Source organism: Enterovibrio nigricans DSM 22720 (assembly GCF_900167155.1).
Classification (GTDB): Bacteria; Pseudomonadota; Gammaproteobacteria; order Enterobacterales; family Vibrionaceae; genus Enterovibrio; species Enterovibrio nigricans.
In genome coordinates, this window is sequence record NZ_FUXU01000044.1 from 1 (window position 1) to 17,114 (window position 17,114).

A 17,114-nucleotide genomic window follows, 5' to 3' on the forward strand; every position below is an offset into this window, starting at 1 on the left:
CAGAGTCTAGAAAACCTTGTAGCGCTCTCAATGGCATAGAGAAAATGCGTTTCACCATCAGTGCGGTAGTAATGGCTAAGTCGCTGAATCGGCGAGGTCTACCACGCTTGCCTTGTTTGTTTTGTTTCCACTCAGCTATCGTTTCCTCATCAATCCAAAAGGTCAGAGAACCACGGTTGATTAAGGCTTTGTTGTACTGCTTCCAGTTAGTTGTTTTGTAACGAGGTTTAGACATGAGACTACGACGATTGATGGGTGTAGCCGATCAGATCGTAGCTTCTAGATTTAGTTCCATCGATTTAAGCAACAAAGCCGCTAAACGACAGACTTTGTTTGGAATGCACGACTTCTTTGACATTGAGATTATTCGCCGTTTGAGAATTATAAGACGGGAATGAATAATGTATTAGACAAAGCTAATTAGCAGGTAGGGAAATGTAGCTATCAATTTGATAATTTAGACGGTTAACAAATATTGATTCAGATTCAATGCAGCTAAAGTCGCTATTGTAAGCTGTGGTCATGGATGCGGGTTTAGAAAAGGAAGCCGAAGCTTCCTTAGTTTTGGGATGACTAGCGTGGAAGGCTTGTACAGGCTACAACCTCTTCCCATGGCGAGTTTTCATACAACGCAGGAACTTGTTGGGTCGTCCACCATTTCGCCACGTAGTTTTTCTTCTGATACTTTACCAAATCGCCTTTTTGGTAAGTTTTGTAAACATCCCATGCTTCTGTCGGACAAATCGTTAATGGTTCTGGCGATTCCATCCATTCAATGAGATCAATATGACTGATGAGCCTCACCGCAGGTTTGGACAGTGCATATTCGATAAAACGTACGAGGGTGTCTCTTCGGCTTTCAACGGTTGAACCGGGCATCCCAAAATGTTCTTGACCATTCAAGTAGCCATAGAATGCAGAGTGTAGCCCAAGAACAAGAGGGGCCTTATTCCCTTGCAACCTCAAGTCTAAGTTGTAGGCATAAATGGCGAAGACGTCATCGCCAGAAAGTCCTGCTGCGCCCCACGCGGGCTCTGCATACAAATTCCAGTCAAAATTATCTCCTTTACCTGAAGCATGATCAAACCAGGCAACGCGTTCAGCAACTTTATCTCTGAGTGAGTAATCTAACCCATAATGCGCCATTAGCTCGTCAGGTGGGACGATGAGGGTATGCAGAGGGATTTCCCACAATCTTGGGTAATTGGAAATAGCCGGTTTCCAGCCTTCATTTGCACCTATGTCATGCTCGGGGCTGCCTTCATCAAGCGTATAAGGCCAAAAATTATTTGTACCGTCGTGGGAAGGAGTTATGCCGGCCGGAAAGCTGGCATCGTATTTAATGCCATTGGTGATAAGGGCTTGTAATGTGTCATCATCATAGGTCAAAAACGGGGCGCGGAAACCAGAGACAGTGTCTACACCTATACCACCTTGTTCAACAGAGGAAGAGAGCAGGGCATTACACAGGGAAACTTCTTCTTGCCACTGTTCGGGTGTCATCCAGCTTTCTAAGGGATTCCAATTCACTTTGTCATCTTGATGTGTTTCTGTATGGTTAGCGACCTCATGTCCGTTGTCTTGGGCTCTCCGCCAGAGATTAAGTATTTCACTGTTGTCCCTCGACAAGCCGCATAGCATAAAGAACGATGCCGCCAATGGTTTGTCAGCAAACCTGTCTGAACCCGCAGGGTTTTTGTAGCGTGAAAGTTGGTCTAAAACCCAACTCAATCCATCAACATCGTTATTGTCATCAAAACCTAGGCTTACAAACATGGGTGTCTCAGAAACGGTGATCGGAGAGACCTGGCTGGGAGGATGCACACTTTCTGCATGACTTGCTGACGTGATAAGTAGTGGGATTAAGCACATGGATTTTCCAAGTTCTTTGGTTGTTAGGCATCCGAATTGCCAATCTAATATTCTCATTATTATTACCTGATCTGTAAGTATTTATTATGGATTGTGTGTTGAAGCACACCTTTAAGACATTAGACAGGCGTGGCTAAAAATCTCGACATAAATGTTTGGATTATCAAGAAATCAGATCGCCACCAAAGCGTGTAATGTACGTTTCATAAAAGCCATATTGCTGTTACGGACAGAGTCGCAGTTCGAATTGTGTTGAAGTGGCTCTTTTGGGGTTTCTGCCTATCAACGAGCGTTCGCATCGGCCCTGAAATTGTAGAAAGTTAGGGAACGACAATTTTATGCAAAGAAAATGGTGAGGAATTAGGCATGACGGGCACTTAGGTGAACTTTCAGTTTGGCATTATGGCTCGCTTTATTTACTATGTACCGTTACGTCTTTATGCCAATTTTTGTGATGTGTTTTGTTCGGGCTACCACGTAGCAAAGTGAATAGAATGTGTGACGAGAAAGGATAGATACCCAAACAACCTCAAGATGTAGTGTGATAGTGATCTGCATCTTTAGGTAGTTTGGGTATATTAATTTACTCCCGTAGGACACTGCCCAAATGGGTAGATGAGGAAACGATGCAACAACTAGAAGAGATTCTATCCAACGCAACGTCAGCCATTGAAGCAGCTGACTCTGTTGCGACACTGGATGAGGTACGCGTTAAGTACCTGGGTAAGAAAGGTGAACTGACGCTTCAACTTCAGCAACTGGGCAAACTTCCACCGGAAGAGCGTCGCGAAGCGGGTGCAAGCATCAACAAAGCGAAGCAAGCTGTTCAGCAAGCACTGGCAGAGCGTAAAAACGCACTGGAAAGCGCAGAGCTGGAAGCGAAACTGGCTGCTGAAACCATTGATGTGACCCTGCCAGGTCGACGCATTGAAAACGGTGGTATTCACCCTGTTACTCGTACCATTGAACGCATTGAAACGTTCTTTGGCGAGCTGGGTTTTGAAGTTAAAACTGGCCCAGAAATCGAAGATGCATTCCACAACTTCGATGCGCTGAACATCGCGGAAGATCACCCAGCGCGTACTGATCACGATACCTTCTTCTTTAACCCTGATTTGATGCTACGTACGCACACCTCTGGTGTTCAAATCCGTACCATGGAACAAAATCAACCGCCACTGCGTTTCATCGCACCTGGCCGTGTTTACCGTAATGATTACGACCAAACACATACCCCGATGTTCCATCAGGTAGAAGGTATGCTGGTTGACGAGAATGTTAACTTTGCACAGCTGAAAGGCATCCTGCACGACTTCCTGTGCAACTTCTTCGAAGAAGATCTGGAAGTGCGTTTCCGTCCATCATACTTCCCGTTCACTGAGCCTTCAGCGGAAGTTGACGTTCGTCGTAAAGATGGCAAATGGTTGGAAATTCTGGGCTGCGGTATGGTTCACCCGAACGTACTGCGCTCAGTAGGCATCGACCCTGAGAAATACTCTGGTTTCGCCTTCGGTATGGGTGTTGAGCGTCTGACCATGTTGCGTTACGGCGTGAACGACCTGCGTGCGTTCTTCGAGAACGATCTGCGTTTCCTGAAACAATTCAAGTAAGCATTGGGGTAATTGATAAATGAAATTCAGTGAATCCTGGCTTCGCGAGTGGGTTAACCCTGCTGTAAATAGCGAAGAACTGGCACACCAAATCACCATGGCGGGTCTGGAAGTAGACGACGTAGAAGCCGTTGCGGGTGAGTTCACCGGCGTTGTTGTTGGTGAAGTGGTTGAGTGCGGTCAACACCCTGATGCTGACAAACTGCGTGTAACCAAAGTAAACGTGGGTGGCGAAGAGCTGCTAGATATCGTTTGCGGTGCAGCAAACTGCCGTCTTGGCTTGAAAGTAGCCGTAGCAACTGTTGGTGCAGTGCTGCCAGGCGATTTCAAAATCAAGAAAGCGAAACTGCGCGGTCAGCCTTCTCATGGCATGCTGTGTTCGTTCTCTGAGCTGGGTATTGATGTTGAATCAAACGGCATCATGGAACTGCCAGAAGACGCAGTGATTGGTACTGACTTCCGTGAGTTCCTGAAACTGAACGACGTAACCATCGATGTAGATCTGACTGCAAACCGTGCAGACTGTCTGAGCATCAAAGGTCTGGCGCGTGAAGTTGGCGTTCTGAACCGTGCTGAAGTTTGTCAGCCAGTGATCACGCCAGTAGCGGCCACGATCGAAGACAAAATCACTGTTGCTATTGAAGCACCAGCGGCATGTCCACGTTACTTAGGCCGTGTTGTTCGCAATGTTAATGTTAAAGCGGCAACGCCACTGTGGATGCAAGAAAAACTGCGTCGCAGCGGCATTCGCTCTATCGACCCAATTGTAGATATCACTAACTACGTAATGCTGGAACAAGGTCAGCCAATGCACGCATTTGATCTGGCGAAGATCGAAGGCGGTATCGTGGCGCGTATGGCGAAACAAGGTGAGAAACTTGTACTGCTGGACGGTAACGAAGCTGAACTGAACGAAAACACGCTGGTTATCGCTGACCATAACAAAGCACTGGCAATTGCGGGTATCTTTGGTGGACAGGATTCAGGTGTAAGCATCGAAAGCACTACTGACGTCTTGTTGGAAGCGGCGTTTTTCGCGCCTGACGCAGTCCGTGGTCGTGCACGTAGTTACGGCCTGCACACTGATTCTTCACACCGTTTTGAGCGTGGTGTTGACTCATCACTGCAAGTTCAGGCGATGGACCGTGCTACCCAACTGCTGCTGGCAATCTGTGGCGGCGAAGCGGGCGAAATCGTTGGTCAGGAATCTGAAGAGCACCTGCCAAAAGCGAAAACCATTACCCTGCGTCGCATCAAGCTGGATAAGTTACTGGGTCACGCAATCCCAGATTCAGACGTTGTAGAAATTCTCACACGTCTGGGCTGTGAAGTGGAAGCGAACGAAGCAGGTTGGACTGCGAAAGCACCAACATGGCGTTTCGACTTGGCGATTGAGGAAGATTTGGTTGAAGAAGTTGGCCGTATTTTCGGTTACAACAACATTCCAAACCAGGCTCCTGCAGCGTCTTTGACCATGAACGAGTACAAAGAAGCAAATCTGCCTTTGAAACGTGTTCGTGATCTGCTGGTTGATCGTGGTTACCACGAAGCGATTACCTACAGCTTTGTTGAGCCAAACCAACAAAAACTGATCGTGCCTGACGTCGAGCCTCTGGTGCTGCCGAACCCAATTTCTGCAGACATGTCAGCAATGCGCCTGAGCCTGTGGACGGGCCTGTTGAACACGGTTGCGTACAACCAAAAACGTCAACAGCCACGTGTTCGCCTGTTTGAAGCGGGTCTGCGTTTTATCCCTGAGCAAACTGCAGAAAACGGTATGCGCCAGGAAATGATGCTGGCAGGTGTGATTGCGGGCCCTCGTTCTGAAGAACATTGGGATATCGCAACGAACACTGTAGATTTCTTCGATCTGAAGGGTGACTTGGAAGCGATTCTGGAACTGACTGCGAACGAACTGTCATACAGCTTCACAGCAGCGAAGCATCCAGCTCTGCACCCAGGTCAGTCAGCTGCAATCGAAGTAGACGGTAAAGTGGTAGGTCACATCGGTACCGTGCACCCAGAGCTAGAACGCAAGTTCGGTCTTAATGGCCGTACCGTTGTGTTTGAAGTTGAGTGGGATGCAATCAACCAGCGTGTGATTCCTGAAGCAGTAACGATTTCTAAGTTCCCTGCGAATCGCCGTGATATCGCAGTGATTGTTGCAGATGACGTTGCGTCTGAAGCTGTTGTTCGTGCTTGTCTGGATACTGACAATGCACTGGTGACGGGTTCTAAGCTGTTCGACCTGTACAAAGGCAAAGGCGTAGAAGACGGTAAGAAGAGTTTGGCCATCGCGCTGACCCTTCAGTCAACAGAACGTACACTGGAAGAAAGTGATATCTCTGAAGCGGTTGCATCAGTTGTTGCACTTCTTGGTGATAAATTCGGCGCATCGCTTCGCGACTAAGCTGGATTTTTTAAGAGAAAAGCAGCCTAAAGGCTGCTTTTTTTATGTCTAAAAGTTCTAACACCTAGTTCTCTGATAAACCTAGGTTTTATCGAAGTGTTGATCAAAACTCGTTAGTGTTCGCATAAAAAATGAGTAAAAACATCACCTAAAGATAGTTTTGTAATGAGCGTGTCTCATTTTTTATGCATGGATTAAACATGATAAACTCATAAACAGAGCACTGTTCTAAATAATGATAAGGAAAAAAGTTGGCGCAAATCAGCCAGTTGGCTTACACTGTTCGTAAGTTGCTGATAGGAAATATGCTGCCCGACGAAGGAGCATGTGAATATTTCCAATGCAACGCAAATTCGTGATGTAGATACGACGTATCACATTTGTGTTAAACATTTCTTTTGAGGGAATGACCTATGGCGCTCACCAAGGCCGATTTGGCTGAGAACCTGTTTGAAAACGTCGGGATGAGCAAGCGGGACGCCAAGGAGACTGTCGAAGCGTTTTTCGAAGAAGTTCGAAAAGCACTAGAAAGTGGCGAACAAGTTAAACTTTCAGGTTTCGGTAACTTTGATCTTCGTGAAAAAAATGAACGTCCTGGCCGTAACCCAAAAACCGGTGAAGACATACCAATCACCGCTCGTAGAGTGGTAACGTTTCGACCGGGACAAAAACTAAAAGCTCGCGTAGAAAACGCAAAAGTCGACAAATAATTTTGTTCGCAATGACTAGAGAACCGTGGCTAAGCTGCGGTTTTTTATTGCCCAAAATTCACCTTACCTCTTCTTGATAGCTATAGCACTCTTTCCTATTCGGAATTGATTAACTGATTTATGCTTCTGTATAGTGTGGTGACATCAAAATAGGAACAAAGGATTGTGAAACGTGCTGACCCCGCTTTTTGATAGTTTTCTTCAACACACATTGTTTCCGCCCGCCAATTTCAAACCAACCACGATCACCTTATCTACGGGTATCTCGATTACGCACAAAGATATTGGCGTACTTGAGGTTGCTCCTGCCAATGCCCAACATAGCGTTGTTATCTCCTCAGGTATTCATGGTGACGAGACCGCGCCTATTGAGCTTGTTGATGATTTGGTGAGTAATATTTTGAACGAAGAAGTCGTCCCCACCGAGCGGGTTCTTTTTATCATTGCTCACCCGGACGCCGTTCATGCGCACACGCGATTCATTGAAGAAAACCTAAATCGACTTTTCTCCACCAAGAACGCAGAAAGAAATGAAGAGTGTATTATTGCGAATCGCTTGCAAGGTCACGTGTCTGACTTTTTCAATGCTAATGACCTTAATGCGACTAAATGGCATTTTGACCTACACAGTGCGATTAGAGAGTCCAAACACTACATGTTTGGTGTTGTGCCTGCGTCAACATCTGCAACCGATATTCGTCCGTTAGTTGCGTTTATTCAATCTGCTCAAATGGATGCCTTGCTGCTGAGCAGGACGCCATCTTCGACTTTTAGTTGGTGGACAGCTGAAAATTTTGAAGCGCTAGCCGCGACGTTTGAAATGGGAAGAGTCGCGCGGTTATTCGAAAATGATATGACTGAATTTTATCCGTTGAAATCAGCGTTAGTTGCGTTGATAACAAAGAAACCTGCATCGACAGTAAATGATGGACGCCCATTTTCCATCTATAAAGTGACTCGCACGCTCACGAAGACGGATGCCAATTTCCGTTTGGCGTTTAGCAATGATGCTGCGAACTTTACTCACTTTGCTGCAGGTGAAAAACTCGCTGAAGAAGGCCATATTTCCTATTCAGCGATAAAAGGAGGAGAAGCTGTCGTTTTTCCCAATGCTAACGTAGCATTAGGCCAAAGGGCGTGTTTATTGGTGCAACCTTATGCACCTGATTTGTCAGTGCCACTTTTTGTGAACATAGACGCTGAGCCAGGACCGATTGCTACCAGTTAGCGCTTTTCATTTTTTGCTGTTCTCTGTATGGTTGGCGGCTATTGCGATTAGAATTCAAAAAAACCATGCATTTACTTCGACTTGTTCAGCGTCGTACCCGACGTTGGCACACAGCTCTAGGCATAGCTATCGCGCTGCTTGTCGCCTGTGTCATGTTGTCACTTTCTGCAGGAGAAATCTGGATTTCTCCGTTTTCCACTTTCTCGCCTTTAGAGCAAACCCTGCTCATGGAATTGCGTGTCCCACGCGTCATTGCTGCAATATTAATTGGCGCGTCTTTAGCCGTATCAGGGGGCGTACTGCAAGTACTTCTGGGTAACCCCTTAGCGGAGCCTGGTGTGCTCGGTATTTCAGGTGGTTCCAGTCTCGCATTGGTTATTGTCCTGTTTGTTTTTCCATCGCTCGCGAGTCCGTATGGTTTGATGGCTGCCGCAATGACAGGTGCGATGATCTTCACGGGCATATTGGTTTGGCTTGCTCGTAGACACACTATGTCTACGGCTAGGTTGCTCCTGATTGGCGTTGCGTTGGGGATATTGTCTGGTGCTGTCGTAACATGGGCGTTTTACTTTAGTTCTGATTTGAATTTGCGTCAGTTAATGTACTGGCTAATGGGGAGCCTGTCCGGTGTTCATTGGACTCAGCTTTCTCTGTCTGTGGTTGTCGTTCCAGCAGTACTTTGGCTTTGTACGCAAGGAAAGCGCCTCGATCTGATGATGTTGGGAGAAACCCACGCAAGGCAATTGGGACTCAATATTCAGTCACTTCGTTGGCAACTCATCTTAATGGTCAGCATTCTTGTGGGGGCTTCTGTCGCAATGGCGGGGGTGATTGGCTTTGTTGGGTTAGTGGTACCACATTTTCTTAGACTCTGGTTGGGTACGGAAAATAAATACCTACTACCTATGTCAGCACTTGCTGGTGCCTCGTTGATGTTACTGGCCGATACAATCGGCCGTATGGCGATTGCAGAAGCGGAATTGCCAGTTGGTGCGGTAACGACCACTATAGGTGCACCATTATTTATCTGGATGTTGTTGAGGCGCGCATGATCGAAGCAAAAAACATTGCGTTGGGAACGCGCTTATTGCCATTAAGTCTTGACGTGAAAAAAGGTGAAATCGTTCATCTTCTTGGGGCTAACGGCAGTGGTAAAAGTACCTTGCTTGAACTGCTATCGGGTTTAACCGAAGGGCAGGGCAGCATATTGCTCGATGGTACTGATATTTCCGCGCTATCTAGTGAGCGTCTTGCGCGCCAAAGAGCGTATCTAAGCCAGCAACAAAAGCCCGCGTTTTCGATCGGTGTGTACCAATACCTAAGTCTCAGTCTGTTCCCTCTTACTGATACAAATAAGACAGCGTTGAGTGGTGTGGTTTTACAGATTTGTCAGCTATTAGGTATCGAGGACAAACTCAATCGCAATACAGAGCAGCTATCAGGTGGTGAATGGCAACGAGTTCGTTTAGCGGGAGTGTGCTTGCAAATCTGGCCTGACATCAATCCTGAAGGAAAATTGTTGCTACTTGATGAGCCAGCGACTGCGCTCGATATCGCACAACAAAGTGCCATGTACAAGATGATCCGTTTTCTCGCTGAAAAAGGGATTACGACCGTGATGTCAAATCATGACATTAACAGAACATTGACGGATGCAGATCGAGTGGTATTGCTTAAAAATGGTCACATTGTCGCGCAAGGTTATCCTGCTGATGTTATGGACGTAGAAACGTTGGAAAAAGCGTTCAACACTCAGTTAAAGCGCATCAATGTTGAAGGACAGCCTCTCATTTTTGCTCTGTAATGAGAAGTGTCGATTAAAGAGTGTCAGGATTGCCCTGACACTTCAATTTTCGCTTTAATGAACAGCGCGTGATCGACATAGAGCAGTTCTGCGGTTTTACGAATAACGGATTCTTCCAAAGGATCTATCTTGCCATCTGCGTAAGCAACTTCCCACATTGCTTTTATCAACCCGAAACGTTGTGATGGCTCAAGTTGACGAAGTTTATCTGTGTAATCATAGAGAGACACGGATTGTTTTGAACTGATTTGCGCGTCTTGAACAAGTTTGGTTGCCTGTGTGATATCAACGTCTAGCAGCGCTCCCAGCATTTTGATTTTCGCAGCTTCTTCTCTATCATCCAGATCGTGATCTGCACTTGCGACTTCGCAGAGCAGGCCTGCCATCGCGTTATGGTAGAGAAGCTCGTTTGCTGTAGCACTTCCGCCTTCGTCGTTAAATACTTCCCGTAGAATTGAAGTGAGTTTTGAAAACATCGTTATACCTAATCTATCTTTTTCCTGTTTCCCCAAGTGTAACGTCTGAACATTATTTTTAAAGCAGAGTTTTGAATTCAAGCGATTCACAGACTGATCCGCCGATTTATTGTACGGGTTTCATAATAGGAAAAAGACGCACTGAATCGTGGGTAAAGACAGGTCGTACGGGATAGTTAATATTGCTTATGTTGTTTTATATGGTTTTATCTACTGAATCCAAAGGGTTGACATTGTGACCTATTAAAAACAACGGAAGAATCCGTAAGATCATGGGCTTAGTTTTCTGCTCTTTCTGTGCAATGTCATTAGAGAAATCAGGGTAATAGATACCGTTTACTCCAAAATATGTTCCTTCGCATACGGGCAGAGTGTGGACGTATGACGTTTCTGCTCTTCGCAAAATATCGATATTCCGGTTATTACGTAGTCGATACTCGTGATGTTGTTGTCACAGGTATTCAGCACTTCTTGATGTGAGTAAGTTTTTATTCTTTCAGCAAATTGCCTACCTTTATCACCTGATTAAGTACATTTAATGAGACGCCTAGTGTAAGTCATACATAACTAATCAATATGTTTTAGAACTATAACCCTACAAATAAATAGTATTATTAATTAAGTGTATATTTTTCCATTTAATAAAATAATGTATTAAGGCTATAAAAACCTGAGTGATTCGATGCGCAAATAAATTCTATCGATAAGTCAAATTAATAGCATAAATTTAAGTAACTGTATTAAAAGTATTTATGGATTTTCCTGTTATATTAAAGCATTAAAAACATTACATTCTCACATATGAACATTGGTTGTTTTCTGATTTAACGATTAATTTTAAATTGTTAGTGCGACGGATTTATTAAGTTATTAAGCGTTTGGTTTCTTAATAACATAAGAAAGTGGATGTCCAATCGTTTTTTTCTGATGTTGATAAATAGGCTTGCATGGGAAGTTAGCTCAGGTGAGATAGTGAGTGAGGTGTTGGTGCTATACCGCAGTTTATGACAGAACCTGGGTTAACGATTTCTTTATAAAAACAACTCGGACAAAATAAAATGGTAGAAAACAAGAAAAATACAGGATCTACTTCTACACAGACGTCACGGGATCAGGTATATCAACAATACTGGGATGTGCATGAGCGTTTTGGTGGTGATAATGGCGGGGCCACGAATACTACCCAATGGGGCTCGCACTGGGCCGATAAAACGCTGCAAAATCCCGATGCCAGCATCTGGCAGCAAGATGGCTACCTGAACATCAATGCATTCACCTCGGCGCTAGACAACTACAGTAACCACCAATACAACTTCAACAAACAAAGTACCGGTAATTCTGCTGCATACAACAGTTCGGCGTCCATCTACAACCAAACACCGGATTGGAACAACCACTACGGCAGTGATGTGTTGGGGCAGTATTACCAAACGGGTTACAACGACACGACCGTGGAAAACCTGAATAACAGCTGGACGGAGCGTCAAGCCAGTACCGGTTTTCAATACCAGAACGTGGGTGCAACCTATACCGAATATACAGCCGGAAATAACGGGCAAACCGGCACGTACAATAGCTATTGGCATTCCTCGAACCCCAACAGTGCGAACTACGACAACCAGTACACGCACTATGATTTGGGCCGTCACACGGTGTCTGAGTTTGACTATCTGCAGTATGACAACTGGGCAGATGACACCAGTTACATCGACCGCTATGTGGACATGGGGCTGGGCTCACAAGCGGACGCCTATAACTACGTGAACAACACCTCGTTGCATGCCGTTGAAACCTACTTTGATGCACAAACCGCAAATGACGTCTTGCTCCAAGCCTATCAGCAGGACGGTTTTTTGGCGTCAGAGATGTTCGAAAACAATATAGGCCCAGATGTCTGGACGCATTCGATTGACAGTGGGACAGGTAATTACATTGTGGGGGATGGGTTCCTTTCAGAGAACCTCGAAGACAAGTACCGTGAGTATTTCGATATATCGTCAGGGACGGAACGAGGTGATGCTTATGACAACTTTGACCGAGACGTATTTGGACAAACGCTGTTTGATGAATCTGGGTCTACTTACCATTTAGATGCGTTTGGTTCGCGGCAGGAAGGTGAAGCCAATAGCCTGATTGCCAACGGAAACATCAACGATTTGGTCAGGAATGATGTCATTACCGAAGACATTATTGAACAGCGCTTTGTTGGTGATTCATCGTCACTTTTGGGTGTGTCTATCGGTGATTCTTTCGAAGAGAAAGAGGACGGAAAACCTGTCGCAGCAAGGCCAGAGCAACTGACACATCGTGGCTGGATAACAGAAGCTGTGAAGGGGCTTACTGGTCATGGTGGGGCTTATTATTCGCTGGAAGTGCAAAATGGTGACGAGAGTGCAAATGCCGATCACCAGAAATTTGCGTTCTCCATCGAACGCATTGAGAACCCGGATGGCGAAACGGGAAAAGTCGTGACTTATTCCACGCATGATGCATTGGAAGTTGTGAACAAAGACGGCGAAACTGTCTTGCTGCCTAACGCTTCTCCTTCTCGAATTCCTGACTTTACGGACAATGCCGATGTTCTTCTGTTTCGCGGCCTTTCGGATGAACGCGGTCGAACGCAAGTGAAAGTGACCGATTACGGGAAGGGGGGAGACGTTACGAGTAAACAGGAGTTCCTTGATATCGATGAAAACTTACAAGTCACGTCGGCCACATTAAGTACATCAAACAACGAGAACGGAAACGCGGAGGGTAAGCTTCAATACGCGACCTATCGAAACACAACGTCGGACTATATTGACGGTGTTGATGACCCAATTTATGGGTATGACAGCAGGGGTAAGCGGATGAAGGTCGTGAGTGCTGATGCCGCAGACCTAGAAAAAAAACATGGGTTTTCAACAATACGGCCAATTAGCGACACCCCTGATGAATTGCCTCAACACTATAGTGCTTTTGGTGCGGAAACGATTGAAAGGAAGGTTCAAATAACATTTGGTTTTGTGAATGAAGAAGAAAATAGCGGTTCAACGGAGCTTTTTGTCACTAAGCGTTTTAAAGAGGGCGTAAAAGAAACGACGTATGTGACCGAGTTTTTGGTACTGGATGAAGGCGCATCGTCAAAAGAGAGACGTCATCTTCAACAAGAACGCTCGCAAACAAAGAGTGAGATAAAAACGGAATCTATAAACGCGTTTGGGCAAAAAGCGATTCTAGAAGATATGTCAGTGACAAGCCCCGTAATAGTCATTGAAACCCAATACGAAGATGGTCAAATTGTTGAACAAAAAAATCGTGTGGCAAAAAACGTCAAAGAAGCGCTGGAAGGAGGACAACTCGGAAACTTTGCGGTCATTCAGTCTCAGGTCAAGTCTGCTCTGGACAACCATAAAGACAATGAAACGCTGGAAAATCTCTACGCCGTCGTGACTGAACTTGCTTCCTTTGATGGGGACACCAACATTTCGATGTCAGGCTTTGATAGCCATCTCTATCAACCTCAAGAATCGGACTTGTTTATGCAGGTACTTGACCACGTGGAAGAAAACCCCAAAGTCCGTGAAAAATTTGGCTTAGAGCTTATTTATCCGTTGGATAATTCGCTTGCTCAAAAACGCATCAGTCGTGATGAAGAGGCTTCCCTTCTTGATGAGTTCACAGATGTCAGTGGTACCAATGTGAGTAGTGGCGTAATAGGTGATGTTTTTGACTTAAAAAATAAGGCAGATGACTTACTGAGCGACGCGTATGGTATAGACAAGCTTATCGAGGGAACCGAGAGCTTTACTGACGGTGTGAAAAGCGCGTTACAAGATCCTACCAATCGCGATGCTTTAATCGCCTTGCTTTCTGATGATGAGGATGTTGCTTTGTCCTTGAAAGGCCAATCGGACAGTTACATCACAGCGCAATTGGAGCGCTCGTTAGCCCGAATAGGGCACGATATTTTGGCGGCGGGTTTTGAAAGTGGTGATCCAGCACTTATCGATAAAAAGGAGCTGACAATTTCAAGGCTCATTTTAGAAAACGAAATTGCAGGACAAAATATCGATGTTCCAAAAGATAAGCACTTTAATGCGTCTTCTTGGATTTCACTGGCGCGTGCTTGGCTACCTTCGGCAACACTCGCTGGTGGCTTGGTGTATTCCGTTTCAAACCTGCTCAATCAGAGAGTGGAAAATGGCAACAGCATTGGGCAAGGCGGGGTATCAATCCATGATACGAATCATGGCATTCGACAGCTTGAAAAATACAAGTCTTTTATCAACGACGTATTCTCTGATGTTACAAATAAGCGGGCAGCATCGAAAGCAAACACATTTTTCTATGATGCAGTGAGAAAAAGTGATGCGACGAGTGCGAATCAACTGGTAAAGGCGACGGCACTTAATTTAGCAATAAAAGAAGTGGTAGATAGCGCGCCGTATAAGCTTGCAACGCTGAAACTCACTGACGGTTTTGATGCAATATTTGCATCAAAACCATCTAAAGAAAGTGGGATATTACGCGAACTGGTATCGATATACCGATACCTGAATGCAGATAACCCGTCAGAGGAGGTGGCAAAAGCCGCAAAGTCTTCCCATAAGGTGTTAACACGCCAGTACACCCGTAATGAGGTTCGAAGCTACATAAAAGGCTTGGTGTCAAAAAGGGCGGGTAGTACTGACGCTTTTGCTGATGCCCTGTTCTCTGAAGGTGGATTAAAAAAAAATGGCAAGGTTGCAACCACGCTAGGACAAGTCAATGAGTTGGCTGGCGTATTAAACAAAGTTGGGGAAGCATTGAGACTTTCTACGGCGATTTTGCGATTGACCAATAATCCGGGTGAAAGAACAAAGAACGTTGAAATTGTTCAAGTAACGCGATTTTTCATTAACACCCTGTTGGGTAACAGTGTCGGCACCAAATTACTCACTGAAGGTGGCGAAAAACTTGTCAGGCAGCTAAACAAGCGTATTGCCTCTAAATCCACAAAAAACATCTTGTCCAAGCTCGTGCCGGGTGTTGCTGGCCAAGTCGTGGGTTTACTTAATGTGGCGGCGGAATCGTATATCGATGGTGTTAACTTATTCTCAGGCAACCACCGAAACCAGACAGAACTAGCCGCCAATGCCCTTTGGTTCACCGCTAACGCTGTACTTTGGAGCGCAGAAGTGGCTACGAGTATAGCGGCGCCGTTTGTTACTGGAGCAGCTGCGTCGACATTAGCGACGGTTTCTGCCGGTATTCCAATTGCAACCATTGTCGTGCTGGCGGTTGCTGCGGGGCTTACCTATCAAGCACAAGTCATCGAAAATGACAAAGAGAGAGCTAAGTATCTACAGAGCACCATCAGTCAAATACAGCGTCTGGCTGATGGCACTGTAAATGATAATGCCGAAGCTGTCTTGAGCGATATTTTGTCGGGAAGCGCGAGTTATGTGTATGAATTGACAGATAACGCAGAGGCAGTGCAACAACATATTATTACTATGCGTGCTAGCGGCGTTGGTGACAGGGAAATCATCAGATTAATGCAACAAAACCCCACGATGGAAGATGTTGGAAAACAAGTCGTCATACAGCTCAATGTGCTTGATACCGTAAGCGGCCTGTCGCAAGAAGACCAACGGATATTGAATAACTTTGCGCATTCCATATTTATTGTTCCTACAGCAGGAGAAATACAGCGCAGTTATGACGAGTCTGAAACGTTGATCAAGCTCAATCTGTCGGACGATAAGCGTGTCTTTCGGAATGAAAAGACGGGCAAACTGGAGGTTGTCACTGAGACATGGTACGGGCATGAAGGTTTAGACGGCGAGCAGCTGGATAAATATAACTGGTCTCAAACAATAAACTCCGAAGAGCTTCGCTCCTTGGTTCAACAAGGCCATATCACGGCGGTTCAGGTTCCACGAACCCCAAGTGAAAACCTGCACTTTGAAGATGGTGTCTACATTGTCCTCCACCAAGGACAGGACGAAGTGACGCTGGCCGATGGCGGGGATGTCGTTATCGCTCAAAATGGCCATTTGGGGGACAAAATTCGCACCCTTGGTGGCGCTGATCTTATTTTCGCGTTTGGCAATGAGTTCATTGTTGACGGGGGGGAAGGTAAGTCTGATGCGATTGATTATAGCCATCGGGAATACGCAATTGTTGTGAACTTAAATACAGGCGGAAACCCCTCCGTGGGAACCTTGGGGGCGGGAGATACAAACTGGTTTTTTGGCCGTTATAAATACCCCTCTTACAGTGGTGGCTATATCGCAAAAGACTATGGAGGGCGCCATCCCAATAATGAATCGCCTCGCTTGAAAGACGTGGAATCCCTGACAACAACGGAATATGGCGATCTTGTTTTTGCAGGACAAAGTGGAGGCGAGGTATATCGCTTTGACCTTGGTGAGGGTAAAGATGAGTATGTCGGCGCTGAGCAGCAGTCTGCGCCGGGAGATAAAACCAGAACGGAAGATCAGAAAACCTATTACGTAGATACAGGTAAAGATGATGACTGGGTTTGGGCGGGAAAAGCTTGTGAAAGTGTCAAACTGGGTTCTGGCGCGGATACCTATATCAGTGGTGAAGTGACGGGCAGAGACTATGTTGATGGCGGCGATGGATACACTGACAGGGCTTACGTGAGTGAGCTCTTCAATAATGATATGGCAAGAAAATTCTATGATGAAAATGGTCGTGTCGCCTATCGATTGGAAAGCTCTGAAAATCCGGATGACGTGCTGTTCTTAAAAAACTTCGAGGAAATACACTTCCGTAGAGCTTCTGGTGAGCATTCTTATGGTCATGAAACATATGAAGTCTCTGCGACCCTATTGAAAGAAACCCATGATCCCGGGCAAGTCGCCTCTTATTGGGGGGGGGAGTGGTGCTAGAAAAGAATCTTGGGTTCATGAAGAGCTTATTCCTGTTAAGGAAGCCAAAGAGTCTTTTGTCTTTGCGCAGTATGGCTCCTTCTTCGGCAGTGGCGGATAAAGGGGATAGCGAAAAATAAGTTG

The 17,114-nt window shown here is 45.7% G+C and carries 11 protein-coding genes; 8 read left to right on the forward strand and 3 right to left on the reverse strand.

Annotated elements, in window-relative coordinates; genetic code table 11:
- The coding region (locus B5D35_RS14745; RefSeq protein WP_170915189.1) for a transposase at nt 1-235 on the reverse strand (235 nt) is incomplete at its 3' end.
- Between B5D35_RS14745 and B5D35_RS24335 the strand changes: the two genes are divergently transcribed.
- Nucleotides 234-398 carry a hypothetical protein gene (locus B5D35_RS24335; RefSeq protein WP_170915190.1) on the forward strand — a complete coding sequence of 55 codons (165 nt, stop codon included), beginning with the start codon at nt 234-236 and terminating at the stop codon, nt 396-398. The two genes, B5D35_RS14745 and B5D35_RS24335, sit on opposite strands and share 2 nt — an antisense overlap.
- A 175-nt stretch (nt 399-573) precedes the next feature.
- On the opposite strand, the gene B5D35_RS14750 is transcribed toward B5D35_RS24335, so the two are convergent.
- A complete protein-coding gene (locus B5D35_RS14750) occupies nt 574-1,872 on the reverse strand; it encodes a polysaccharide deacetylase family protein (RefSeq protein ID WP_139367774.1) in 1,299 nt (432 codons plus the stop codon).
- 626 nt (nt 1,873-2,498) lie between these two features.
- Here B5D35_RS14750 and pheS point away from each other — a divergent pair.
- From pheS to btuD, 6 genes are all read left to right on the forward strand, one after another.
- A complete protein-coding gene (gene pheS / locus B5D35_RS14755) occupies nt 2,499-3,482 on the forward strand; it encodes a phenylalanine--tRNA ligase subunit alpha (protein ID WP_078753318.1) in 984 nt (327 codons plus the stop codon).
- Between the two features lie 19 nt (nt 3,483-3,501).
- Nucleotides 3,502-5,892, forward strand: coding sequence for a phenylalanine--tRNA ligase subunit beta (pheT, locus tag B5D35_RS14760; protein WP_078753319.1), 2,391 nt, complete (start codon nt 3,502-3,504; stop codon nt 5,890-5,892).
- A 413-nt stretch (nt 5,893-6,305) separates the two neighbouring features.
- Nucleotides 6,306-6,602 carry an integration host factor subunit alpha gene (gene ihfA / locus B5D35_RS14765; protein ID WP_067418991.1) on the forward strand — a complete coding sequence of 99 codons (297 nt, stop codon included), beginning with the start codon at nt 6,306-6,308 and terminating at the stop codon, nt 6,600-6,602.
- Between the two features lie 172 nt (nt 6,603-6,774).
- The gene (locus tag B5D35_RS14770; protein WP_078753320.1) at nt 6,775-7,830 is read left to right on the forward strand and encodes a succinylglutamate desuccinylase; all 1,056 of its coding nucleotides are present in this window, start codon (nt 6,775-6,777) and stop codon (nt 7,828-7,830) included.
- 65 nt (nt 7,831-7,895) lie between these two features.
- On the forward strand, nt 7,896-8,882 hold the full coding sequence (gene btuC, locus B5D35_RS14775) for a vitamin B12 ABC transporter permease BtuC (protein WP_078753335.1): 987 nt from the start codon (nt 7,896-7,898) through the stop codon (nt 8,880-8,882).
- Nucleotides 8,879-9,634 carry a vitamin B12 ABC transporter ATP-binding protein BtuD gene (gene btuD / locus B5D35_RS14780; RefSeq protein WP_078753321.1) on the forward strand — a complete coding sequence of 252 codons (756 nt, stop codon included), beginning with the start codon at nt 8,879-8,881 and terminating at the stop codon, nt 9,632-9,634. The genes btuC and btuD overlap by 4 nt, the downstream gene beginning before the upstream one ends.
- A gap of 23 nt (nt 9,635-9,657) precedes the next feature.
- Here the strand turns inward: btuD and B5D35_RS14785 are convergent, their stop codons facing one another.
- On the reverse strand, nt 9,658-10,110 hold the full coding sequence (locus tag B5D35_RS14785; RefSeq protein WP_078753322.1) for a tellurite resistance TerB family protein: 453 nt from the start codon (nt 10,108-10,110) through the stop codon (nt 9,658-9,660).
- Between the two features lie 1,058 nt (nt 10,111-11,168).
- Here B5D35_RS14785 and B5D35_RS14790 point away from each other — a divergent pair.
- Complete coding sequence (locus tag B5D35_RS14790; RefSeq protein WP_078753323.1) at nt 11,169-16,991, forward strand: RHS repeat domain-containing protein; 5,823 nt, start codon at nt 11,169-11,171, stop codon at nt 16,989-16,991.
- The last annotated feature ends 123 nt before the right edge of the window (nt 16,992-17,114 follow it).